Here is a 23626-nt window from a genome sequence, read left to right as displayed (position 1 = left end):
GCGTTATACGCACCAGGTTGCGAGCCACGCAACTTGCGGGGAGGTGCGTTCCTCTACGCGGCTGTTGTTTACTGCGCGTATAGTTTCGTTGTGAGCAACTACAGTCCAGATACCGAAACGACCGGTTCGCAGCCCGGCGGGGTCCAGTCCGTCGACCGCGCCATCAGCGTGCTGGAAATCCTTGCCCAACAGGGCGAAGCAGGCGTCAGTGACGTGGCAGCCGAGATCGATGTCCACAAATCCACGGCGTTCCGCCTGCTCGGCGCACTGGAATCGCGCGGTCTGGTGGAGCAGGCGGGCGAGCGCGGCAAGTACCGTCTCGGCTTCGGCATCGTGCGCCTGGCCGGCGCGGTCACGGGCCGCATCGACATCACGCAGCAGGGCCGCCCGGTCTGCGAGCGCCTCGCCGAGGAGATGGGCGAGACCGTCAACATCGCCGTCATGCAGGAACACTTCGCGATCAACCTCTTTCAGGTGCGCGGGCCCGCGGCGGTCGCGGCGCACAACTGGGTCGGCCAGCTGACCCCGCTGCACGCCACCTCCAGCGGCAAGATCCTGCTGGCCCACCTGCCCTCCAAGGAGCGCGCCGAACTGCTGGCGCAGACGGGCCTGAAGAAGATGACCCCGCGCACCCTGACGGGGAAGACAAAGCTCGAGAAGAACCTCGCCGACGTCAGGGAGCACGGCTACTCCTGGACTCTGGAGGAGCTGGAGCTCGGGCTGCACGCCATGGCCGCGCCGGTCCGCAACAGGGACGGAGAGGTCATCGCGGCACTCAGCGCCTCGGGCCCTTCGTACCGGTTCACCGAGGAGCGCATGCGCGAACTCGCCCCGTTGCTGATCGAGGGCGCGGACGAGATCAGTCACCGGATGGGCTACCTGGGCTGACCCGGGCGCGCTGCAGCCGGATCCGCAGGCAGGGCGTGGGGTATCGCGGGGATTCCCGTCGGCCCAGGTCTTGCTCCCGCTGATCTCCAGGTCGTCGTCGCCGGGTTTTCGGGCGGCGGCGCCGTTGCGTGCCGTCGTCGGTCTACTCCGGTTGCCGGGTACCGAGGCGCTCGTGGATCCACTCGTGGAACGCGCCGATGTGGTGCTCGCTGGGGACGAGTACCCCGCCCTTGGCATACAGGCGGGAGCTCATCGCGGGCTGGCAGCGCTCGCAGGCGTCGAAATCCTGCCGGTTGACCCGGTCGAAGAGCTCCACGGACCGGCTGACATCCCTGCCGCTGTCCACCACGTCCTTGAGATAGAGCCAGTCGCACTCGACGATCGTGCGGTCGACGGCGACCGGGTACATCCGGTGGAAGATCACGTGGTCGGGGACGAGATTGATGAATACCTGCGGTGGGACGGTGATCGCGTAGTAGCGGCGGTCCTGGTCCTCGGAGACCCCGGGGATGCGGTCCAGTCCTTCGGAGCCGTCCACGGTGAAGCCCTTGATGTCCGCGCCGAATTCGGCGCCGTGGCCGACGTAGTACTGCGCGGCATAGCCGTCGGCGAACTCCGGCAGAACCTCGGTGAGTTCCGGGTGAATCGTGGCGCAGTGGTAGCACTCCATGAAGTTCTCGATGATGAGCTTCCAGTTCGCCTTCACGTCGTAGACGATCCGCCTGCCGACTTCGAGACTTTCCATGTCGTAGCGCTCGATCGACTCCACGTCACCCAGCCGTGCGACGACCTCGCCGATGACCTGTTCCTCGAAGGAGGGCGGGGTCTCCGCCAGACAGACCCAGACATAGCCAAGCCATTCGCGAGCGGCCACATTCGCCAGGCCGTACTCGACACGGCCGACGTCGGGCATCTTCGTGAGGTTGGGCGCCGCGACGAGCTTGCCCGTCAGGTCGTACGTCCACGCGTGGTACGGGCACTGAAAGGCCCGCTTGACCTCGCCGGTCTCCTCCGTACACAGCTTGGCGCCGCGGTGCCGGCAGACATTGAAGAAGGCGCGGACGGAGCTGTCCCGGGCCCGGGTGACGAGGATGCTCTCGCGGCCCACCTCGACGGTCCGGAAGGCGCCGGGCCTGGCCAGATCCGAGGAACGCGCGACGCAGAACCACATCTCCTCGAAGATGCGCTCCTGCTCCTGGGTGAAGATCTGGGGATCGGTGTAATAGGAGCCGGGGAGCGTGGCGATCAGGCTGTCCGGCAGGCTGGTCGAGCTCATGGTGCACTCCTCGCGGGGTGACGTCGTCGGTCGGTCGTCGCGCCCGGGACGAGGTAGTCCGAGCGGCGTGGTGCGGTATGCATGAAGGGCGTGATGGGCAACTGCAGGCGGCGCCCCACGAGTGGCGTCAGAACGTGCTGGCGGAGAGCTGCTTGCGCCAGCGGGTGAACAGGCGCGGCTGGTTCATTCCGAGGACCGCGACCGGATGCCCCGACCGCCGGTAGACCGCCAGGAAGCTGCGGTCGTCCGGGAGCCCCTCCTCGACCGTCACACTGTCGGCTCCGGCGGAGTGCCCGGCGAACTGGATCCGTACGCCGTACTGGTCCGACCAGAAATACGGCGGCTTGGGCACGCCCGGCGTTGCCGCGCCGCCGGACAGCAGCGCGGCCACGGCCGCATCGGGCCGTTCCCGCGCGCCGGTCCAGTGCTCGACGCGACGGTGGACCCCGGCGACCGGGTCGTACCAGGACGCGCAGTCTCCGACCGCGACCAGACCGGACACGCTTGTGCGGCCGTCCGCGCCGCACTTGACGCCGTTGTCCAGCACGACGCCACACCCGTCCAGCCACTCGACGCACGGGCGGGCGCCCACGCCGACGACGACGGTGTCGGCCGGGAGGCACCGTCCGTCCTCCAGCAGGACCGCCTCTACGCGGGCCGTCCCGCTCAGCCCTTTGACGCCGACGCCGCACAGCAGGCGTACGCCGTGATCCGCGTGGAGCGTGGAGACGACGCCTCCCATCAGCTCGCCGAGCGGCCCGGCCAGCGGAGTCGGCGCGGCCTCGACGACCGTCACGTCAAGCCCCAGGCCGTACGCGGTCGAGGCGACTTCGGCGCCGATGAACCCGCCACCGATCACCACCAGCCGCCCGCCCTCGGCCAGGTCGGCCCGCAGGGCACGGGCGTCGTCCAGGGTGCGCAGCGTATGCACCCCGGCCAGGCCGTCACCGCCCGGCAGCATGCGCGCGGTCGCACCGGTGGCGATGACGACCCCGTCGGCACGGACGGACCGGCCGTCAGCGAGCTTCAGGGCGCGGTCACCGGGGTCGAATCCCGCGGCACGCATGCCGAGCAGCCACTCTGCCTGCAGGTCCTCGCCGTCCGTCTCCAGCGCGAGGTCCGCTTCACCGATCGCGCCGGCGAGGAACTCCTTGGACAACGGCGGTCTGTCGTACGGCCGGTGCGGCTCGTCACCGATCACGACGAGCCGTCCGTCGTAGCCCTGCTTCCGCAGGGAGCGTGCGGCCGACAGCCCCGCGAGCGAGGCGCCGACCACGGCGACAGTCCTCACGCGGGACCCCCGGCGAGCCGCGCCACGATACAGGGCGGCAGATTCGGCGCATCCGTGGACGGCTGTACGTAGATCATGCCGTCCTCGATCAGCACCTGATGGGTACGGACCGGAAGCTTGGCCGGCGGTGAGTCGACGGCCCCCGTCCGGAGGTCGAACTTCGAGGCGTGCAGCGGGCATTCGACCTCGCACCCCTCCAGCCAGCCGTCGGCGAGCGACGCGTCCTGGTGGGTGCAAGTGTCGTCGATGGCGAAGACCTCGCCGTCATCGGTATGGAACACCGAGACGGGCGGATCGATGTCGAGCCGGTGGGCCTCACCTCGCGGCAGATCCGCGAGACGGCACGCGGGAATCATCATGACACCTCGGGCGCTCGGGTGCATATAGCGGAACGGATTGCGGTTAGCGCAACGCCAGTTTGAAGTCCCCCAAAGCCCGTGTCAAGGCATCCCCCGGACAGGCCGACCCCTTGTTCCATGTTTCTTTTTACGCAACCCTGTGCGCAGTACACAACTCACGATCCGGAGGGAACGACGTTGCGATCAGCGTCTTCGACCTGTTCAAAGTGGGTATCGGGCCCTCCAGCTCGCACACCGTGGGGCCGATGAAAGCAGCCCGCCTCTTCGTCACCGCACTGAACGAGGACAGCCTGCTGGCCCGTGCCGTCTCGGTGCGGGCAGAGCTCTTCGGATCCCTCGGCGCCACCGGCCACGGTCACGGCAGCGACAAGGCGGTACTCCTGGGCCTGGAGGGCGAGGATCCCGAAACCGTGGACACCCACACCGTGGACGACCGGGTGCGCCGGATCCGCGAGACGGGCCGGCTGCGACTCCTGGGCGTCAAGGACGTGGACTTCCGCGAGCGCGACCTCCACCGCAGGCGCACCCTGCCGTTCCACCCGAACGGCATGCGGTTCCAGGCTCTGGACCACGAGGGCGGCGAGCTGCGGACACGTACGTACTACTCGGTGGGCGGCGGCTTCGTCGTCGACGAGACCGCCTCCGGAGCCGACCGGATCAAGCACGACGACACACCCGTACGCCTCCCCTTCCACTCCGCGTCCGAACTGCTGCTGCGCGCCTACGAGTCCGGCCTGCCCCTGAGCGGAGTCATGCTCGCCAATGAACTGTCCTGGCGGAGCGAGAGCGAGGTGCGAGCCGGTTTGCTGCGGATCTGGACCGTCATGCGGGAGTGCGTCGACCGCGGCTGCTCACGGACCGAGACCACCCTGCCCGGGCGGCTGAAAGTGGGGCGACGGGAAGGCGTCGGTGTCCCTTCCGGGGTTGGAGAACCCGAAGGAGCAGATACCGAATGCGAAGACCATCCAGTCCACGGGTGTCGCGATGAAGGTGCCACCGCGCGGTCAGGTCGTCGCGGCAACGTAGCCGATCACACGATCGGGCTGATGATGTTCGGGGTCCGAGCCGCCCCCGGGGATCACCTCTGACAAGACCTCCGCGTCTGCTGAGCGCGCGAAACGGCGAGGTTAGCCGTTGGCCGCCTGCCCTCCGCCCTCGGCCGTCCCCGGCCGGCGTCGCAGGCGCCGGCGGACCAGGTCGTCCGCGGTGCGTACGCTCGACCCCAGTCGGCGCATCAGGACTCCGGCGGTTCCGGCGGCCTGGGCGCGCCACGCCTCCCGGATCCGTGCCTCGCGGCGGCTCCCCTCGGCCGGCAGCCGGATCCGCCGCTCCACGTCCAGCTCGTTCATCAGCCGCTCCGCGTGCGCCAGCAGCGCCCCGTACAGCTCCCACGCGTTGGGCTCGCGCTCCGACTCCGACAGCAGCTGTGCCGCGATCCGGTCGCGTTCCGCACGGGCGCCCTCCAGCGCCCGCACGAGCTCGGTCTTCACGGGCGCGGTGTCGGGCCCCACGCGCGGCTCCGCAGTGGCGGCGACCGTGGCGAGGACGAGACGGCCGAAGCACTCGGCCGCGTCGGCGAGGTGGCGCAGCAGCTGCCGCAGCCCCGCCGCCAGCTCCCCGGAGTACACCGGTCTGTCGGCCCCGTGCAGTTCCGCGAGCTCGGTGAGGGAGCGGCAGAACGAACGCACGCCCACCACACAGTGTTCAAGCGTGTCGAGGCCGCTGCGCAGGACCAGCCGCGCCCCGAGTGCCTGCCGTCCCCGCGGGTTGAGCCGCAGGCTCTCCTCCGCCCTGGCCAGCGCGGCATCCACGTCGGCGGTCTGGTGGTCCAACTGGCGCGCCTCCTCCACCCACTCCGCCGCCTGGGCGGCGGAGGCGCCCCGCGGCAGCCCGTCGGCGATTCGGAGCAGCAGGAACCGCAGCCGCTCGGCCAGGTCCCTGATCGCCTCGCCCGCCGGCTGGACGTACACCGGAGGGGCGACCAGCACATTGAGCAGGACGCCCGCGGCGGCGCCGATCAGGGTCTCGACCACGCGGCCGATCGCCTGGGTGGGCTCCCCGCCGACGGCGAGCACGAGCATCCCGGTGATGGCCACCTCCTCCACCCACGGGGCGAGGTGCAGCAGGTGGCCGACGGTGAGGCAGGCCAGGACGAGCAGCCCGAGGCTCCACCATGTCAGCCCCACGACGTCGGCGAAGACGACCGCGATCAGCACCCCTGCGACCACGCTGGCGATCCGCCGGATCCCCGTGGTGAGCGTCGCGTACAGAGTGACCTGCACGACGAGGACCGCGGTCAGCGGGGCCAGCAGCGGCTGCGGGTTCTCGGACAGCCACAGCCCCGCGAGGTAGGCGAGGACCGCGGCGACGGTCGAGCGCAACGTCTGGACGACGACGGGCTCCTTGCGTCGCCTGATCAGGCCCACCACGGGGGCCGGGGGCGCGGGCACCGTACCGGTTTGCACGGTTACGGCAGGACTGTCGCCAGCGACTTGGGCATATGGGCCTTGAGGGCCCCCCACTCACCTTCGCTGACGTGGCCCTTCAGTACTTCGAGGACGGTGTGTACCAGCTCCTCGGTGCCTCCCTCGACCGCGTAGGGGAACTCCTCCCTTACCCGTGCCAAGAACTCTTCCCGGTTCATCTTCACGGGCGTTTCCGCGGGCTTCCAGCCGTCGTAGTAGACGCCGCGTATCAGCGTGGGAAGCTGCGCGCCGAAATGTGCGGTCTCGTCGACCGACAGCCGGTCCCGCAGGGCGTGCAGCACCCCGCGCAGGGCGGCGTACGACTGGTTCCGGCGCTCCTTGGGCCAGCCGAAGGCCTGCTCGATCTCCTTCAGGAGCCGGTTGGCCTTGTCGACCATGGTGTCGAACGAGGAAAAGCCTGTCGCGACCATGTTGTGGTCCTTTCGCGTCCGCGGCGGCACGGCACGGGGAGTGGTGGAGCAGCATCCGGGGCGGGTGGAACTCCGGGCCCGTGCAGTCTCGGCCGTCGCTGTGCTGGTTGTCGGTAATCCCGGTGGGCGGAGGCTTTGCGTGCCCCGCCCCCGCCCACCGGGACGGATTGCCCGGTGGACCGCGCCGGCTGGGGTCACCCACCCGGGGCGCGGCCACCGTGTTCCGCCGGGTCCGGGCCCCGAGGACCGTAGGTGTCGTCGCCCAGGTGCTTGACGCGGGCCTCCCTGACCGCTTCGCGCAGTGTCCTGCGGAAGCGCCCGGGGCCCCACGAGCGGCCGCCGACGGCCTGTTCGAGCTCCTCGCGGCTGGTCGGTCCGCGCTCCGCGAGGGTCCTGGCGACCTGCTCGATCTCCTCGTCGAGCCGCCGTTCCGCCATGGCTGCCGACCGGCTCGACGTACCGGCGGTGCCGACCATGCCCGGCGAGTAGAAGGAACTGCCCGTTCCGGGCCGGTAGCGGTTGACTCCCGCGCGCTCGCGCTCCCGGCGGCGGGCGGTGCGTTCGGCGACCCGCAGGTCCCGCTCGCGTTCCGCACGCCGCACCTCCTCCGGCCGGCCGCGCTCGCGCAGGGACTGCGGGGAGGGCTCGTTGCGGGCGTCCGCCTCGGCCTCCTCGGCGGTGAGGGGCAGGGCGATGTTCTCCAGGGACTGCTGCTCCGCCCGGACGCCGAAGAACACCTCGGCCAGTCCTCCGAGTGCCATGGCCACCGCTCCGATGATGAAGCCGAGAGCGACGAGTGCGGCGTCACCGCTGTGGATGAAGTGGCCGAACAGCAGCGGTCCGGTGATACCGCCGACGCCCGTGCCGACCGCGAAGAACAGCGAGATGGACAGCGCACGGGTCTCCATGGGGAAGACCTCACTGACCGTCAGGTAGGCGGAACTCGCTCCCGCGGAGGCCACGAAGAAGGTCAGTGACACCAGCAGGAAGAACCACCACGCCGTGAGCGAGCCGTTGATCAGCAGGATCGCCAGCACGACGGCGACGGCGGCGGAGCCGAAGTAGGTGCCCGCGATCATCGGAATCCGGCCAACTGTGTCGAACAGTCGGCCGAGGAGGAGCGGTCCGAGGAAGTTGGCGACCGCGAAGATGGCCATGAAGTACGGGACGGAGCCCGACTCCACGTCGAAGAAGCCGCTCAGAATCGTTCCCAGGTCGAAGACAATCGCGTTGTAGAGGAACGCCTGGCCGATGAAGAGCGCCAGCCCGAGGACCGCGCGGCGCGGGTACCGCTTGATGGCGACCCGTGCGATCTCGGTGAAGGGGATGACGTCCCGCTGCCGGACGGTGATGGCCTCACCGGGCTCCGGCAGGTCCTGGCTGGTCTCCTCCCGCACTTCGGCCTCGATCTGCTCCACGATGCGTTCGGCCTCCTCCTCCCGCCCGTGGATGAAAAGCCAGCGTGGGCTCTCCGGGACGTGCCGGCGCACCACCATGATGCCCAGCCCGAGGATGCCGCCGAGGCCGAAGGCCAGCCGCCAGCCGAGATCCGCCGAGAGGAGGTCCGTGTCCAGGAGCGCCAGGGCGGCCAGGCTGCCGATCGCGGCGCCGACCCAGTAACTTCCGTTGATGGCCAGGTCTACCTGGCCGCGGTTGCGGGCCGGGATCAGCTCGTCGATGGCCGAGTTGATAGCGGCGTACTCACCGCCGATGCCCATGCCGGTCAGGAACCGGAAGAGGAAGAGGTACCAGGCCTCCTGGGAGAACGCGGTCGCGACCGTGGCGAGGATGTAGATTCCCAGCGTCAGCATGAACAGCTTCTTGCGGCCGTAGCGGTCCGTGAGCCGACCGAAGAGCAGCGCGCCGAAGCAGGCACCCGCCACATAGATCGCGGCGGCGGTGCCAATGTCTGCGCTGGTGATCGAGATGCCGCTGCCCGGCTCGGTCATCCGGGAGGCCACCGCACCGACGATCGTCACTTCCAGGCCGTCGAGAATCCAGACGGTCCCGAGGCCGATCACGATCCGCGAGTGGAAGCGGGACCACGGCAGCCGGTCAAGGCGCGCCGGAACCTTCGTGGTGACCGTGCTCAGTTCATGGGGGGTGGTCATGGCATTCCTCCCCGTCCCGCACATCGGCACATCGGAGGAAGAGCGGGCGAACAGGTTGGAACGCGCCGCTCCGCATACGACATCGCTTTCGCTTTCTCAGCGACGCCGACACGATGCGCTGGCAGTGCGCCCGTGGATGCGACGCCGGGGGCTCCAAGCGGTATCCGACAGCGGAGGAGGCGAAGCGCTACGCGCGGGCCCTCGACCGCGAGGACCGCGAGGACCTGGGGCGCCGGGCTCCGCTCGTCGGTCTCTTCCCGCTGCGCCTGATGCGCGCCCTGCGGATCCGCCGTGAGGAGAAGTCCGAAGCGGGATCCGGCGCGGAGCGCCGGTCGCACTGACACGCTTCGGGGCTTCGCGCTCCGGCTCGGGTGCACCCCGCGTCGCGGCCACGGTCCGCGGCGCCGATCACGTCGGACAAGGAGGTCGTCGTACATGGCATCACCTCGAACTCTGCTGGAAGCTCGCGCGGTCCGCGGTCCGCGAGGGACCGGTCGGAGAACCGCGGCGCACAGGGGGTGACGGCCAGCGTCCATTTTATGACATTTCGATATGAAGTGGACCACTGACTCTCCCCGGGCCTACGGGGGCGCCCCAGCGGGGCTCGGAGCGGCCGACGGGCGCGGGGACGCGAGATCGGGAGCGGGATCCTGCTCTCCGAGGTCGAGCAGCGGGGAGGGCTTTCACCCCGCAGGCGGAAGTACGCGACGGGGTGCGTTTGCCATGGTGGCGGCAGCGACATGAACCGCGTACGTCGTCTTCGATCGGGCCGGCCGGCGTCATTGACGGCCATCCACCGGGGCGGCCCGCACGGCACCCGGGTACAGGCGCCGGCGGTCCGGTCGAGAGGGAACCGGCTCCCACGGCGCCGGACTCGCTTCCCACCTGCGCGGGGCATGGTCGCAAGGTCGTCGAACTCAACCGTCCCGACCGCGGAGTGCGGGCCCAGCTTCCGAAGAGGTACCGGCGTGGGCGCCGCACCCTGGTCCGCACCGACTCCGGCGGCGGCACCCACGAGTTCGTCAACTGGCTGACCGCGCGGGGCCGGTGGCTGTCGTACTCGGTCGGCATGACCATCACCGACGCCATCCACGACGCTGTGCTCCAGGTCCCGGCCTCGGCCTGGACGCCGGCCGTCGAGCCCGGCGGCCAGGTCCGCGACGGCGCATGGGTCGCCGAGCCCGCCGGCGACTGCCTGACAGGCTGGCCGAAGGGGATGCGCCTGATCGTCCGCAAGGAACGACCGCACCCCGGCGCCCAACTGCGTTTCACCGACCCCGACGGCATGCGGCTGACCTGCTTCGCCACCAACACTTCCGGCACCGCGATCGCCGCGCTGGAACTGCGGCATCGCCGGCGCGCCCGCTGCGAGGACCGCATCCGCACCGCCCGCGACACCGGCCAGCGCAACCTCCCCTTCCACGGCTTCACGCAGAACCAGATCTGGCTGGAGATCATCCAGCTCGCCCTGGACCTGCTGGCCTGGATGCCGATGCCCGCGCTCACCGGCCAGAGCAGGATGTGGGAGCCCAAGCGCCTGCGGCTGCGGCTGTTGTCCGCCGCCGCCCAGATGGTCACGACCGGGGCATGATCAAGTCAGTCGAACACGTGAAGGTGAAGTACAAGGAGACCTCGCGCGGCGGCCTCGCGGTCAACGTCATCGAGTGCTGACCGGAGGCCGCCGCGAGGCGGTTCGGAACCCGCGGTCAGAAGCCGCGGTCGATCCACTCCTGCAGATGCGGGGCTTCCGCGGCGATGGTGGTCGTGTCCCCGTGGCCGGTGTACACAACGGTGTCCTCCGGCAGTGCCAGCAGGCGGTCCCGGATCGACGCGATGATGGTGTCGAAGTGGCTGTACGACCGTCCCGTCGCCCCCGGCCCGCCCGCGAAGAGCGTGTCCCCGCTGAAAAGGGCGTTCAGAGACGGCGCGTACAGACAGACCGCTCCGGGGGCGTGGCCGGGGGTGTGCAGCACCGTCAGATCGACACCCGCCACCGTGACGGTCCGGCCGTCGGCCAGTCCACCGTCGGGCAGCCGGTCGGGATGGGTCTGCTTCCACAGCGGCAGGTCGTCCTGGTGCAGCAGGATCGGAGCGCCGGTCCGCTCGGCGAGCACGGGGGCGGCGTCGATGTGGTCGTTGTGGGCGTGCGTGCAGACGATCGCGCGAAGCGCGCGCCCCCCGAGCGCGGCCACGATGGCATCCGCGTCGTGCGCGGCGTCGATGACGATGGCTTCCTCGTCGTCGCCGACGATCCACACGTTGTTGTCGACGTCCCAGGTGCCGCCGTCCAGGGAGAACGTGCCGGAGGTGACCAGTCGGTCGATGCCCGCGGACATCACAGGACCACCACCGAGCGCAGCACGTCACCGTGACGCATCCGCTCGAAGGCCTTCTCGACATCGTCCAGCGCGATGGTCTCGCTCACGAACGCCCCCAGATCCAGGCGCCCCTGGAGATGGAGGTCGATCAGCATCGGGAAGTCGCGGCTCGGGAGGCAGTCCCCGTACCAGGACGACTTGAGCGCACCGCCGCGGCCGAAGACGTCCAGCAGCGGCAGCTCCAGCTTCATCTCCGGTGTCGGCACCCCCACCAGGACGACAGTCCCGGCCAGGTCGCGGGCGTGGAAGGCCTGTTTGTACGTCTCCGGGCGGCCGACGGCCTCGATGACGACGTCCGCGCCGAAGCCTCCGGTCAGTTCGCGCACCGCCTCCACCGGGTCGGTCTCCTTGGAGTTGACGGTGTCCGTGGCGCCGATCTTCTTCGCGGTGGCCAGCTTCCGCTCGTCGATGTCCACCGCGATGATCTTCGCCGCGCCTGCCAGCCGGGCCCCGGCGATCGCCGCGTTGCCCACGCCGCCGCAGCCGATGACCGCGACGGAATCGCCGAGCCCGACGCCGCCGGTGTTGATGGCGGCGCCGATGCCCGCCATCACACCGCAGCCCAGGAGCCCGGCGACCGCGGCCGACGCCCGCTCGTCGACCTTTGTGCACTGCCCGGCGGCCACCAGCGTCTTCTCGGCGAAGGCGCCGATACCCAGGGCCGGGGACAGTTCAGTGCCGTCGGCGAGGGTCATCTTCTGCTTGGCGTTAAGGGTGTTGAAGCAGTACCAGGGCCGCCCCCGCAGACAGGCGCGGCACTGGCCGCAGACCGCACGCCAGTTCAGGATGACGAAGTCGCCGGGTTCGACGTCGGTGACGCCCTCGCCGACCGCCTCGACCCGGCCCGCCGCCTCATGGCCGAGCAGGAAGGGGAAGTCGTCGTTGATGCCGCCCTCGCGATAGTGCAGATCGGTGTGGCAGACCCCGCAAGCCTCGACGTTGACCAGCGCCTCACCCGGGCCGGGGTCAGGGACGACGATCGTTTCCAGACTGACGGGGGCGCCCTTCTCCCGCGCGACAACAGCACGGACCTGGTGAGTCATGGCCACTCCTCGGCTGATACGAATCCTGGGGCACGCGTTGCTTATTACGGCACGCACCTCATGTGCCGCAACAACAGCATCATGGAGGCCCGACCTGCGGTCAAGGATCCCGCACATCGGGCACGGCCGGGTTCAGCCGTCCCACCCCAGGGAGCAGGTCACCACTTCGGTGCGGGCCCTCCCGGCATCTCCGCCACCACGGCTACCCGGCGCTCCGCGCCTGGGACCGCCGCCGAGCCGTCCGGCGCTTGAGTGCCCGCCGCTCGTCCTCGCCGAGTCCACCCCACACACCGGAGTCCTGGCCGCACTCCAAGGCCCACTGCAGGCATCGCTCCTGAACCGGGCACCGCCGGCAGACGGACTTGGCCTCGGCGACCTGAAGCAGGGCCGGTCCGGTGTTGCCGACCGGGAAGAACAGGTCAGGGTCTTCGTCGAGACATGCCGCCTCATGACGCCAGTTCTCTTGCACGGAGAGCCTCCTCCATTCGCAGATGTTTGTCGGTTCCCCTACGGGTCGCCGACGATCGCCCGCTGAAACTACCGATGCGCATGCGAATGCGGAATCTGCCCGGAATCCGATCGGTACGCACCGACGCGAGCATCCACGACCTCGTTCCCCTGGCAGTGCGACGACGTCGGCACGGGCAACAGGCCCCCCGGCCTGCGGGGATGATGCCATGACGAACACCGGCTCAACGGGATATCTGCCGACCAATCCCCCAAAGCCGGTGGGAGTCGGGTGGAACGTCAGCGGGCCGGCCCCGCGGGCCGCGCAGCCGACGGGTCGGCCTCCTCGCGTTCACATTCGCGCAAGTGCCACCCGGTTCCCGGTACGACGGGGCCGATGGTGGGATTCGTGTCGTCCGTTCGGTCCTGTCCGGGATCGCCGGCCCGGCGGGAATGACGACCGTGGCCCGACCGATGTCACCTCGGCAGGGGGCGACGGCCGGCGCCCGTCAGTTCGTTGAGAGGTCCGTCGGTCAGCGTGGCGCGCTGGTCGACCGCCACCGGTAGCCGCGCCATGGTGGAGGGCTCGATGAGCCCCGCCTGCCCCCGGACCGATGCCTGGTCCCAGTAGATGTGCTCGCTCGCGATCAGGACGCCGTCGAACGACACGACCGCTATGACGGCAATGCTTATCGCCCTTCCCGTCGCGGCCACGCCGGGAAGGATCCAGGGGACTTCGATGTCATGGGTGAACGAGGCCAGCATCTCGTCGACGATTCGGTCGTCGCCGACGGTCCGCGTCAGGGTCTCGAGCGTGAAGTCCCGTGGATTGCGGCCGACGAACCAGCGGCGATAGAAGTCGCGTACGGGCTCCCTGCCCCGGGCGCCCATGGCAGTGGGCACATGGAGCACCGCTGGTGTGTCCGTCATGGTCTCCATCGTCGCGTCGAGGTCGAGCGTGGTGAACTCGCTGCTGGTGTGGAGTTCCCACACGCCCTCCAGCTGCGAGCGGACGGATTCGTTCGTCATGGAAAGGCCTCCTCGGGCTTCCATCCCCAAGCGGTGATCAGCCCGGGTGAGAGTGCGGCGCATTCCGGCGAGTCGAGAGAGCGGATGGCCGCGTCGATCGTCTCTTCGTCGACCTGCCCGGTGTCCACGATGGATGCCCTCGCCCGGTCCCAAGTTTCCGCCCAGAAGCGGCTGATGGGGCTGCCGGGCAGCAGCGGAGGCACATGGATCTCCGCCGCGACGGAGGTGAGGCCGGCGTCGCACAGCAGTTGTGGATACCGCGGCACCCAGGAGACATCGGTGCCGATGGTGTTTCGCAGCCCGTGCCACATCGCCCGCATGACCTCGGTGTACGGGGTGCTGGGGGCGCCTGCCGTCGTCAGGTCGACGGCGTCGCCGAGAACCAGCAGACCACCCGGGGCCACCAGCTCGGAGAGCTTGGTGATCATGCGCCGGTAGGAGGGGAGATGCATGAGGACAAACCGCGCGTGGACCAGGCGGAAGCGGCCCGGGTCGAAGTCCGGCGCGCTGATGTCGGCCTCCAGTACCCGGAGCCCGGCAATGGGGGACGCCGCGAGGAAGCGTACGTCGCGGTCGACCGCGAGCACGGAAGCGACCCCGGCCCGGCTGAGCAGCTGCCTCGCGACTGTGCCGGTGCCCGCGCCCACGTCCAGGCAGTGCCAGCCCGGGCCTACTCCCAGCTCTCTCAGCCGGGCCATGGTGGTGGCGTCATAGGCGAGCCCGCCAAGGTCGATGCGCTCGGCCTCGCCGCTCCGCTCGGGCCTGAATACCGCTTCTCCATAGCCCCTTCGGGACGGAGACCGAGCGTCTTCATGGCGGGGTGCAGGCATATACGCGTCACCAGCTTGCCTCGGGGCGTCGCGCGAGCAGTGTGCTGCCGGGCGGGGCGACATGGGGCAGCCGCCGGCTCGCACTCCTTCATTATGACCGCCTGGACCGCGTCGCTTCCTGTCGCGCCCGGCCGGTACCCGTCGGCCCGGGACGCCGAGGGGCGCCCGCGTACGGACGCATCTCATGAATGTGAATATTCCCCCGCTCGAACTATTGCAAATCCACATTCACTTCGGCAGGATCTGCCGAGGCCACGCCGGTCAGCCGCATATTTGGCTGCCCGTGGACCCCTGGGTCGCTGAAACGACACACCCTGACCTCTGCGTCAGCCCCTGGCGGGCCTGCTGTCCCCTGGGAGAGCACCGCCCGGCTGCGCCGTTGTGGTTTCTCTTGAAAGGCACGTCCGTTGAGCATGAGATCCGGCACCGGAGGCGGTCTGCGGGCGGATGCCCTCAGCACGTACGACATGGTGGTCATGGCCGTCGCGGGATGTGGTCCTGCGTACACGGTCGCCGGAACGATTCCCGCGCTGATCGCCGCTGTCGGGATAGCGAGCCCCGCCGCTCTGCTCTACTGCGCGATACCGGTGATCGGCATCGCCCTGGCCTACCGGCAACTCGGCCGTGTGGACCCCAACGCCGGGGCCGCATACAGCTGGGTCGCCCGGTCGTTGCACCCGTTCCTCGGGTTCCTGTGCGGCTGGTCGCTCGTGGTCGCCTGCGTCGTCTTCATGGCGTCCAGCACTGTGCCCGCCGGCAACGCGACGCTGTCGCTCGTCGCGCCGAGCCTGGTCGGTGACCCGGTCCTGGCCGCGGTCGTCGGCTCGGGCTGGTTCCTCCTGATGGCAGGGGTGGTTGCGTACGGAGCCCGGATCGGGGCACGCGCGCTGGCCGTCATCACCGCCGTACAGCTGGTCCTGCTGATCGGCTTCGCGGTGACTGCGCTGCTGTCCGACGGGAGCGGGACCGAGTTCTCCCCGTCCTGGTTCGGCTTCAGTCACTTCGACGGACAGGAATCCTTCGTGACGGGCGCGCTGATCGCGACCTTCGCGTACTGGGGATGGGACGTGACCAGCAACCTGGGTGAGGAGACCCGGCGCGGCTCGCGTGGTTCGGGGTTCGGCGGGGTCATCGGTGTGGTTCTGGCGTTCCTGCTGTTCGCGCTGGTAGCCGTCGCGGTCAATGTCCTCATGACGCCGACCGCCGTTTCGAACACCCCGGACGGCATTCTGATCGAACTCGGTCAGCAGGTCTGGCCGGGTGTAGGCGGCACGCTTCTGGTGCTCGCGCTGCTGCTGTCGACCGTCGCCATGCTGGAGACCGCCCTCATCCAGGCCAGCCGCACCCTCTTCGCGATGGGCCGGGACAGGACCCTGCTCCCCGTCCTCGGCCGTATCCACGCCAAGCGGCATACGCCGTGGGTGGCCACCGCAACCATCGCGGTGGCCGCGAGCACGCTCGCCATCGTCGAGGCCGCCCGACTCGAGCCCGGCGAGTCGCTGCTCTCGGACGCTGTGAGCGGAGTCGGTCTGCACGTCACCTTCTACTACAGCCTCGCCGGACTGAGCGCCGTCGTCGTCCACCGCAAACTGCTGCGCACCTCCGCGTCCAACTTCTTCCTCATGGGACTCTGGCCGCTGGCCGGTGCGCTGTTCATGCTGTGGATCATGATCGAGTCCGTGGCCTCCCTGAGCACGTCGGCGCTGGTCATCGGGTTCGGCACGCTCGCCCTGGGACTCGCCCCGATGTTCGCCGCGTGGCTCCGGCAGCGGCCGTACTTCGAGCCCGGGCGTCTCGACGCCGAAAAGGCACGCGCCATGGACGATTCCTTCGGAGGCGCGGACTCCGACGAGACACACGTCGTCAGCCTGGCTCGGAGCCAGGACGAGCTCCTCACCGACTTCTGACTCCAGTTCCGCCTTCTGATCAAAGGACGCCTGCCATGGCCCCGGCCTGGAACCGAAGACGCTCCGCAGCACCTCACTACGACCAGACCTTCGGCGACAAAGCGCTGTCCGCCGCGTGCGAGGACATGGTCATGGGCCGCTGGGAAGGCGCACACGACCTGCTGGCCACCGGCCCCCACAGGGACTGGGACCGCCGCAGTCACCGCATCCGGCTGCTCGCCCACACCGCCGCCGACAAGCGGATCGTGGAAGCCTGGCAGACCGCCCAGCCGAACAGCGCGGACGCCGTCGTACTGCGGGCGGACACCGAGGTGATGCGGCTTTTCGCGGCCGCGCGCATGGGAACCCCGCCGGGCGCCGGGAGCCTGGACCGCACGGCCCACATCTGTCTCAATGCCTCCGAGGCCTTCCCCGAAGACCCCCATCCCTGGGTGTCGCTGATCACGCTGGGCAGGCTGTACGGCAGCGGGAACCACTCGATGAACCGGTGGTGGCCCGAACTGCTTGCCCGCGACCGGTACCACCGCGAGGGGCACCATCAGGCTCTGCGCTACATGTCGGCGCGCTGGCACGGCTCGCACGGCCAGGCCTATGCCTTCGCCCGTGACTGCGCGGTCTACGCGCCGGCCGGCTCTTCGTTGCTGGTCATGCCGCAGATCGCCCGCGCGGAGGAGTTCCGTCACCGCACCGAGGCCGAAGGGGCCAGGCCGCACACGATGGTCGGCTTCTGGGCCGGGGAGCGATGGGACCTCGTGGAGACCATGGAACGCTGGATAGCGGTCCGATCCCCGGTCGAGGCGGCCCAGGACGTCGCCGACCTCAACCATCTCGCTCACGGTCTCGCGCAGGCCGGACTTCTCGTCGAGGCCGCTGGGGTCTTCGACCTGCTCAAGGGACGCGCCACCCGGGCGCCGTGGTCGTACACGGGTGACGCGGAAGCGGAGTACATGCGCTGGCGCGAGCGGTCGTCCCGTGCGGCGGCGGAGCATACGGATTCCCGGAAAGGCTGACTTCTGATGCGTGCCGGCTCCTTCAACGAGTCCAGCCTGCTGGACCAGGCGGTGCAGGCTGCGTTGAGCGGTGCGAGTTTCGCTCCGTTCACCGAGGGGCCGGTCGGTGCCGTCGACCGTCGCCGAGGGGCGGCGCACAGTGCGGGAGCGGTGTTCCGGTCGATGCTCGGGAAGGACTTCAGCCTGGGGCAGCCCGGTGCCCGTGAACGGGTGGGGACCGAGTCGTCTCCGTACGGTCTCAGCCTGGGCGTACGTTATCTCCGTTCCGAACCCAGTGAGTTGGTGGAGGCGGCGGTGCGGGCGATCGCGGGCTGGCGTGCGGCGGGACCGCGGCGCCGGGCCGGGCTCGCGGTGGAAATGCTCTGCCGGCTCCACGACCGCAGCCATGAGATCGCGCACGCGCTGCACCACACCACTGGGCAGGCGTACACCACGGCCCACCGGTCGGGCGGTGCGCAGGCGCAGGACCGGGGACTCGAGGCCGTGGCCCATGCGCTGACCGAGTCGGTGCGCAGACCGGCAGCCCTGTCCTGGGAGCACCACGGCAAGTTGGGCGCCCCGGTGCGGATGGACGGCACGTGCACTGTCGTCCCGCGCGGCGTCTCGTTGCTCATCGGCTGCCCGGACTTCCCCACCTGGAACGGCTATCCGGGCCTCTTCGCAAGCCTGGTGACCGGGAATCCGGTGATCGTCAAACCCCACCCGCGGGCGGTCCTGCCGCTCGCGCTGACCGTACAGGTCGCCAGGGACGTACTGACGAAGGCGGGGCACGATCCCAACGTGGTGACACTGATGGCGGAAAAGCCCGGTGAGAAACTGGCGTCCCGGCTCGCTACCGACCCCGCGGTCCGGCTCATCGACTTCACCGGCTCCGCCCGGTTCGGCGACTGGCTGCGGCGCAACGCCCGTCAAGCCGGCGTATACGCCACATCGATCGGGGCCAACACGGTGCTGGTGGACTCCACCGCCGACTACCGCAGAATGCTGCGCGAACTCGCGCTGTCCCTGTCGCTGTGCAGCGGCCAGAGCTGCACCGCGCCGCAGAACATTCTGGTGCCTTCCGGCGGGATCACCACCGACGAAGGACACAAGCCGATAGGACGGTTCAGCGTTGATCTGGGCCGCGCGGTGAAGCGGCTCCTGGCGGATCCGCGGCGCGCGGCAGGCATTCTCGGGGCGATCGGCAGTGACCGCATCCGCAGCTCTCTCGCTCATGCTGCCGGATGCGGAGTGGTGGTGCACGAATCCCTGCCGGTCGCACACCCCGACCACCCGGCGGCGGACATCCGTACCCCGCTGATCGTCCGGCTGGAGGCACACGACGAGCAGGTGTACTCCCGCGAATGGGCCGGGCCCGTCTCCTTCGTGATCGCCACCAGATCGACCTCCCAGAGTCTGGACATCTTCCGCCGCACCGCGCGCGGACACGGCGGCCAGTACGCCTCGGTCCACTCGACGGACCCGCTGGTCCTGGGGGCCGCCGAGGCGGCATCCCTCGACGCCGGAGTACATCTGTCGGAGAACCTCGCCGGGAATGTCTTCATGGACCAGTCGGCGGTGTACGGCGACTTCTGCGAGGCAGGCGCGCCGGCGGGTGCGCACACCGCCCTCGCGGACCCTTCCTTCATCACCGGCCGCTTCCGTGTCGTGCAGGCCCGCCGTCCCGCGGCCCCGGTACTGGGCATGAGCTCTGTCGGGGCGTAACAGGGCGTAAGAGGTCGGTGGCACGAAGGGGCCGTGTTTCCGGGCCTGTGCACCCGACTGCCCGAATCGGACGCGGTCGGCGTACTGGACCTGGTCAGCAGCGCAAACCTGACGGTGTGGGTGGATGGCGGACGGGGCGGTCAGCCGTCAGCGGTGCCGCCCCGTCCTGTGGAGCCCGCGCGCGGCGGATTCCCCCGCCTGAATGTCCGTCCGAGGCGCAGTCGCACGAAACGCCACTGAGGCGCGATCATTGCCTGGGGCCGAGACACCGGTCGCGGAGGAGGAGTGGACTGATGCCGAACGAACACGCGGGACAGCTGGCGCGGCCCGAGGATCTCATCGATGTCGCCCGGCTGGTGACCGCCTATTACGCCTTGCACCCCGATCCCGCAGAACCCTCCCAGCGCGTCGCCTTCGGTACGTCGGGACACCGCGGGTCGTCCCTGGCTACCGCCTTCAACGAGGATCACATCGCCGCGACGAGCCAGGCAATCGTCGAGTACCGGGCCCGTCAGGGCACCGACGGGCCCCTGTTCCTCGGCGCGGACAGCCATGCGCTGTCGGAACCGGCCCGGGTGACCGCGGTCGAGGTCTTCGCGGCCAACGGAGTGACCGTACTCATCGACACCGCGGACGGTTACACCCCCACACCGGCGGTGTCCCACGCGATCCTTGCGCACAACCGCGGGCGTGCCTCCGGGCCGGCCGACGGAGTCGTGGTCACTCCCTCGCACAACCCGCCGTCGGACGGGGGGTTCAAATACAACCCGCCGCACGGAGGGCCGGCCGGCTCCGAGGCAACCGGCTGGATCCAGGAGCGCGCCAACCAGATCATCGAGGGGGATCTGAAGGATGTGCGCAGGCTGCCCTACGTCCGCGCGCTGGCCGCCTCGACCACCGGGCGGTACGACTTTCTCGGCTCCTACGTGCGGGACCTGCCGTCGGTACTCGATCTGGACGCCGTGCGCGCCGCGGGCGTGCGAATCGGTGCCGACCCCCTGGGCGGCGCGTCGGTCGCGTACTGGGGCCGCATCGCCGAGGAGCACCGTCTCGACCTGACTGTGGTCAACCCGCACACTGATCCGACGTGGCGGTTCATGACCCTGGACTGGGACGGCAAGATCCGGATGGACTGCTCATCCCCGTACGCGATGGCGTCACTGATCGAGCGCCGCGACCGCTTCCAGATCACCACCGGCAACGACGCGGACGCCGACCGGCACGGCATCGTCACGCCGGACGCCGGGCTCATGAATCCCAATCATTACCTCGCCATCGCGATCGACTATCTCTTCAGCCACCGCGAGCAGTGGCCGGCCGGTGCCGGCATCGGCAAGACGCTGGTGTCGTCCGGCATGATCGACCGGGTGGCCGCCGACCTCGGCCGCGAGCTGGTCGAAGTGCCCGTCGGGTTCAAGTGGTTCGTGGACGGGCTCCTCGACGGCGCCCTCGGATTCGGCGGTGAGGAGTCCGCCGGCGCCTCCTTCCTGCGCCGCGACGGCTCGGTGTGGACCACCGACAAGGACGGCATCCTCCTGGCACTGCTCGCGTCCGAAATTCTGGCGGTGACGGGGCAGACACCGAGCGAGCACTACGCGGCGCTCACTGCCCGGTTCGGCGAGCCGGCCTACGCCCGTGTCGATGCTCCCGCGACCCGGGAGGAGAAGGCGGTGCTGAGCCGCCTCTCCGCAGACCAGGTGACAGCCGACTCCCTCGCCGGGGAACCGATCACCTCGGTGCTCACGCACGCTCCGGGAAACGGGGCTCCCATCGGAGGTATCAAGGTGACCACGGCCAACGCCTGGTTCGCCGCACGCCCTTCGGGCACCGAAGACGTCTACAAGGTGTACGCCGAGTCCTTCCTCGGACCCGAACACCTGACCCTGGTGCAGGAGGAGGCACGGTCGGTCGTGTCCGCGGCCCTGGACGCCTGACACCGCTGCTCGCCCCCGCTGGGCGCACAGCGGACCACTCCTGGGTCGTACGGCAGTTGTGCCGCCGTACGGCCCAGGGGCTCATTCCGTCAGCTGCGCAGCGGTCCGTCGCAGGAGTAGTCGGCGCTGCCGGCGCGGCCGTCCGTCCAGAGGTCGACCTTGCCGAAGTGGCAGTTCATGTCGGCCAGGTTGGTGGACGCTGGGCGAGTCCGGTCCAGGATGAAGTAGTCGACCGTTTCGGACATGTCCTTGAAGACGCGGTCGGGGCTCGAGGAGTCGGTGAGGTTCGCGGTGATCCGTCCGGTGCAGACGAAGCGGTGCCTCGTCGGATCCGGTGCGGTCACGCAGGCGGGGCTGAGCTGGGTGGCGCCGGCGAAGGAAGCGCGGACGGCTTCGGCCGACGAGTCCCTCAGCCGGTCGTTCGGATTGAATGTGGTGTTCGGCACGAAGAGCTCGTCGACCTGGGCGATCCGTGCGTCCAGGAAGCTGTCGTACGCCCGCTGCAGAGCCGCGTCCGCGCCCAGCCGGTTCCGCCAGGCGTCGAAGCCGGCAGGGTCGTTGGCGCGCAGGTACCCGTACATCTCGCGGATCAGCGACGGCCGCTCGGTCCACAGGAACTCGAAGAATGTGCCCGCATAGTCGTAGAAGCGGAAGCCGTCGCCGTCGTAGGTGGCGTGCAGCAACTGCCGTACGGTCATGCGCGGCCCGCCGCCCGCCGTGTCCTCGATGACGCCCTGCACCAGTGACTTGCGCACGGCGATGCCGTCGTCACGGGTGGCGCCGTCGAAGAACTCGGCCGTGCCTTCGTCCATCGCGGTCGTGCGGTCGTCCTGGTACCACGGACCCTCACCGAAGTAACCGGGCACCGCCCAGCGGCCGTTGAGGTAGTGCGTGTACTCGTGACGGAAGAGCTCCTCGAGCGTGAGTGAGGAGTCCTGCGGAACACGCCGCTGGTAGGTGTAGAAGGTCGCGCCGCGCTCGATGTAGACGCCGCCGTTGTTGGTACCCATCCCGGTGAGCAGCGGGTGGTACGTCTCGTAGTCGGCGCGTGAGGCGTAGAGCACGATGTTCAGCGAGGTGTTGGTGTCACCGGCCAGCGGCGCGTCGGTGCCGAGCACGCGGTGGAACTGCGCCTTGACCTGCTTGCTCGCGTAGTAGAGCTGGTCGACGGTGGCCCGGTCCAGCCCGGTGCGGACCTCCATGGCGCCGTTGTCGTAGCTGTAGGTGTACGGGAAGATGCGGCGCTCGATGTCGTCCTTGCACACCCCGTACGGCTTGCACGCCTCGTAGAAGTTGAGCCAGCCGGCCACCTTGGCCCACGGCTGGCTGCCCTCGCCGAAGTTGCGCGTGGTGAGTGGCACCAGTGCACCCAGGCCGGAGACGGTCTCGGTCCTCAGTGCCTCGACCTGGCCGAAGCGCCCGTACTCCCCGAGCGCGTCCCGCACCACCCACTCGTTCGGCGTGCCCTTGAGATGGGTGTGGCCGGCGAACTTCTTGAAGGCGTCGCGGTAGGTCGAGTTCCGGGCGACCAGCGCGCGGAAGGAGGTGTCGTTGTTCCCGGGGTAGATGCCCAGGTAGTTGACGGAGAGCCCGGCGAGCGCGGCGCCGCCCCAGGCGGGGTCCTTGTAGGTGGTGGTGTGGTACCGGTCCATGGTGGCCAGCACCTTCTGGATCAGGCCGAGCTGGGATTGGCGCAGCCCGGGGCCGCTGCCCGCGTAGAGACCTTCGCGCAGGGTTTCGGCGTTGGTGCGTGTCACGGTGAAGGAGCGAGCCGCTGTCCCGAAGGCGTTGATGGCACGGCGCATGGCCTCGGTGGTGGGCGCGTCGGTGACGTCGATCTCGCCCCGTGAGAAGTCGTGGTACACCACGGCGTGGAGGTAGGTGAGCATCTCCAACAAATGACTGCCGTTCTTCCCGTCGTGGGCCGGGGAGAGCGTGGAGATGCGCCGGGAGACGGCCTGGACGTGGGCATCGGACATGACGGGGGCGAGGCGGGCGTCCCAGGTCCAGATGACGTCACGCAGACAGCCGTCGGCGGTGACGGCCGGATCGGCGAGGAAGTCCGCGAACTGCTCCGGGCTCAGACGGGTGATGCCGTCCAGTGTGCACGGCGCCACGAGAGCGCCGGCTGCCGTCTTGGCCCTGCCTGCCGCACTGGCGCCGGGGACACGGCCCTGCGGCAGCCCGCCGGGCGCGGGCGCGGTACGGGTCGTGAACCTGGGTGCGCCGGCGAGGCGTTCCACCTCGTCCTGCGGGCTGTGGCGCTCGACGGCCCCGGCGGGAGCGGCTGCCCGCTCCGGCTGCGCGGGCGCCGCCGATGCCTGGCCGAGCGGTGCGAGGGGAGCCAGCAGCGCTGCGGCCGTTATCACTGCGGCCAGCAGAGGTCTGGGTGCATTTCTGTATCGAGACACCGATGTCTCCTGAGGGGGGTTTGGGGATGAAGTGCCGTGTCACAGGCGGTAGTTGAGGAGAGAGACCCGCCTACCGCCATGTGATGCGTAACGTAGTAATGTGAAATTGCAC

18 protein-coding genes and 2 pseudogenes are annotated in these 23626 nt (G+C 69.5%); 8 read left to right on the top strand and 12 right to left on the bottom strand.

Annotated features, from left to right (window positions below; all coding sequences use genetic code 11):
* Window positions 1-90: 90 nt before the first annotated feature.
* Window positions 91-888, top strand: coding sequence for an IclR family transcriptional regulator (locus OG966_RS37425; RefSeq protein WP_326654543.1), 798 nt, complete (start codon window positions 91-93; stop codon window positions 886-888).
* A 142-nt stretch (window positions 889-1030) separates the two neighbouring features.
* Here OG966_RS37425 and OG966_RS37420 read toward each other — a convergent pair whose 3' ends face one another.
* The 3 genes from OG966_RS37420 to OG966_RS37410 all read right to left on the bottom strand — a co-directional run bounded on the left by OG966_RS37420 (window position 1031) and on the right by OG966_RS37410 (window position 3814).
* Window positions 1031-2164, bottom strand: coding sequence for an aromatic ring-hydroxylating oxygenase subunit alpha (locus tag OG966_RS37420; RefSeq protein WP_326654542.1), 1134 nt, complete (start codon window positions 2162-2164; stop codon window positions 1031-1033).
* Window positions 2165-2291: 127 nt separating this feature from the next.
* A complete protein-coding gene (locus OG966_RS37415; RefSeq protein ID WP_326654541.1) occupies window positions 2292-3455 on the bottom strand; it encodes an NAD(P)/FAD-dependent oxidoreductase in 1164 nt (387 codons plus the stop codon).
* Window positions 3452-3814 carry a bifunctional 3-phenylpropionate/cinnamic acid dioxygenase ferredoxin subunit gene (locus OG966_RS37410; RefSeq protein WP_326654540.1) on the bottom strand — a complete coding sequence of 121 codons (363 nt, stop codon included), beginning with the start codon at window positions 3812-3814 and terminating at the stop codon, window positions 3452-3454. Before OG966_RS37410 ends, OG966_RS37415 begins: the two co-directional genes overlap by 4 nt.
* A 137-nt stretch (window positions 3815-3951) precedes the next feature.
* Here OG966_RS37410 and OG966_RS37405 point away from each other — a divergent pair.
* Window positions 3952-4713: pseudogene (locus OG966_RS37405) on the top strand (serine dehydratase beta chain); the annotation flags it as partial.
* 228 nt (window positions 4714-4941) lie between these two features.
* Here the strand turns inward: OG966_RS37405 and OG966_RS37400 are convergent.
* The 3 genes from OG966_RS37400 to OG966_RS37390 all read right to left on the bottom strand — a co-directional run bounded on the left by OG966_RS37400 (window position 4942) and on the right by OG966_RS37390 (window position 8821).
* A complete protein-coding gene (locus tag OG966_RS37400; RefSeq protein ID WP_326654539.1) occupies window positions 4942-6264 on the bottom strand; it encodes an aromatic acid exporter family protein in 1323 nt (440 codons plus the stop codon).
* Window positions 6265-6281: 17 nt separating this feature from the next.
* Window positions 6282-6710, bottom strand: coding sequence for a DUF2267 domain-containing protein (locus OG966_RS37395; RefSeq protein WP_326654538.1), 429 nt, complete (start codon window positions 6708-6710; stop codon window positions 6282-6284).
* Between the two features lie 194 nt (window positions 6711-6904).
* On the bottom strand, window positions 6905-8821 hold the full coding sequence (locus tag OG966_RS37390; RefSeq protein ID WP_326654537.1) for an MFS transporter: 1917 nt from the start codon (window positions 8819-8821) through the stop codon (window positions 6905-6907).
* Between the two features lie 113 nt (window positions 8822-8934).
* Here OG966_RS37390 and OG966_RS37385 point away from each other — a divergent pair, with 113 nt between their 5' ends.
* Window positions 8935-9162, top strand: coding sequence for a hypothetical protein (locus OG966_RS37385; RefSeq protein WP_326654536.1), 228 nt, complete (start codon window positions 8935-8937; stop codon window positions 9160-9162).
* Window positions 9163-9764: 602 nt separating this feature from the next.
* Window positions 9765-10406 (top strand): annotated as a pseudogene (locus tag OG966_RS37380) (transposase); the annotation flags it as partial.
* Window positions 10407-10527: 121 nt separating this feature from the next.
* On the opposite strand, the gene OG966_RS37375 reads toward OG966_RS37380, so the two are convergent.
* The 5 genes from OG966_RS37375 to OG966_RS37355 all read right to left on the bottom strand — a co-directional run bounded on the left by OG966_RS37375 (window position 10528) and on the right by OG966_RS37355 (window position 14548).
* The gene (locus OG966_RS37375; RefSeq protein ID WP_326654535.1) at window positions 10528-11157 is read right to left on the bottom strand and encodes an MBL fold metallo-hydrolase; all 630 of its coding nucleotides are present in this window, start codon (window positions 11155-11157) and stop codon (window positions 10528-10530) included.
* Window positions 11157-12242, bottom strand: a complete 1086-nt coding sequence (locus OG966_RS37370; protein WP_326654534.1) for an S-(hydroxymethyl)mycothiol dehydrogenase — start codon at window positions 12240-12242, stop codon at window positions 11157-11159. The genes OG966_RS37375 and OG966_RS37370 overlap by 1 nt, the downstream gene beginning before the upstream one ends.
* A gap of 202 nt (window positions 12243-12444) precedes the next feature.
* Window positions 12445-12711 carry a WhiB family transcriptional regulator gene (locus OG966_RS37365; RefSeq protein WP_326654533.1) on the bottom strand — a complete coding sequence of 89 codons (267 nt, stop codon included), beginning with the start codon at window positions 12709-12711 and terminating at the stop codon, window positions 12445-12447.
* 455 nt (window positions 12712-13166) lie between these two features.
* On the bottom strand, window positions 13167-13718 hold the full coding sequence (locus OG966_RS37360) for a nuclear transport factor 2 family protein (protein ID WP_326654532.1): 552 nt from the start codon (window positions 13716-13718) through the stop codon (window positions 13167-13169).
* Window positions 13715-14548: a class I SAM-dependent methyltransferase gene (locus OG966_RS37355; protein WP_326654531.1), complete on the bottom strand. Its 834-nt coding sequence runs from the start codon at window positions 14546-14548 to the stop codon at window positions 13715-13717. The genes OG966_RS37360 and OG966_RS37355 overlap by 4 nt, the downstream gene beginning before the upstream one ends.
* Window positions 14549-14961: 413 nt before the next feature.
* On the opposite strand from OG966_RS37355, the gene OG966_RS37350 reads away from it, so the two are divergent.
* The 4 genes from OG966_RS37350 (at window position 14962) to pgm (ending at window position 21103) form a co-directional block, all read left to right on the top strand.
* Entirely contained in the window at window positions 14962-16455 is a 1494-nt protein-coding gene (locus OG966_RS37350; protein WP_326655527.1) for an APC family permease, read from the top strand.
* 35 nt (window positions 16456-16490) lie between these two features.
* The gene (locus tag OG966_RS37345; protein WP_326654530.1) at window positions 16491-17465 is read left to right on the top strand and encodes a hypothetical protein; all 975 of its coding nucleotides are present in this window, start codon (window positions 16491-16493) and stop codon (window positions 17463-17465) included.
* 6 nt (window positions 17466-17471) lie between these two features.
* Entirely contained in the window at window positions 17472-19169 is a 1698-nt protein-coding gene (paaN, locus tag OG966_RS37340; protein ID WP_326654529.1) for a phenylacetic acid degradation protein PaaN, read from the top strand.
* Between the two features lie 293 nt (window positions 19170-19462).
* Window positions 19463-21103, top strand: a complete 1641-nt coding sequence (gene pgm, locus OG966_RS37335; protein WP_326654528.1) for a phosphoglucomutase (alpha-D-glucose-1,6-bisphosphate-dependent) — start codon at window positions 19463-19465, stop codon at window positions 21101-21103.
* 89 nt (window positions 21104-21192) lie between these two features.
* Here the strand turns inward: pgm and OG966_RS37330 are convergent, their stop codons facing one another.
* Complete coding sequence (locus tag OG966_RS37330; protein ID WP_326654527.1) at window positions 21193-23472, bottom strand: collagenase; 2280 nt, start codon at window positions 23470-23472, stop codon at window positions 21193-21195.
* Window positions 23473-23626: the final 154 nt, after the last annotated feature.

This window comes from Streptomyces sp. NBC_01750 (assembly GCF_035918095.1).
Lineage (GTDB): Bacteria > Actinomycetota > Actinomycetes > Streptomycetales > Streptomycetaceae > Streptomyces.
This window is presented reverse-complemented; position numbering and strand designations above follow the sequence as displayed.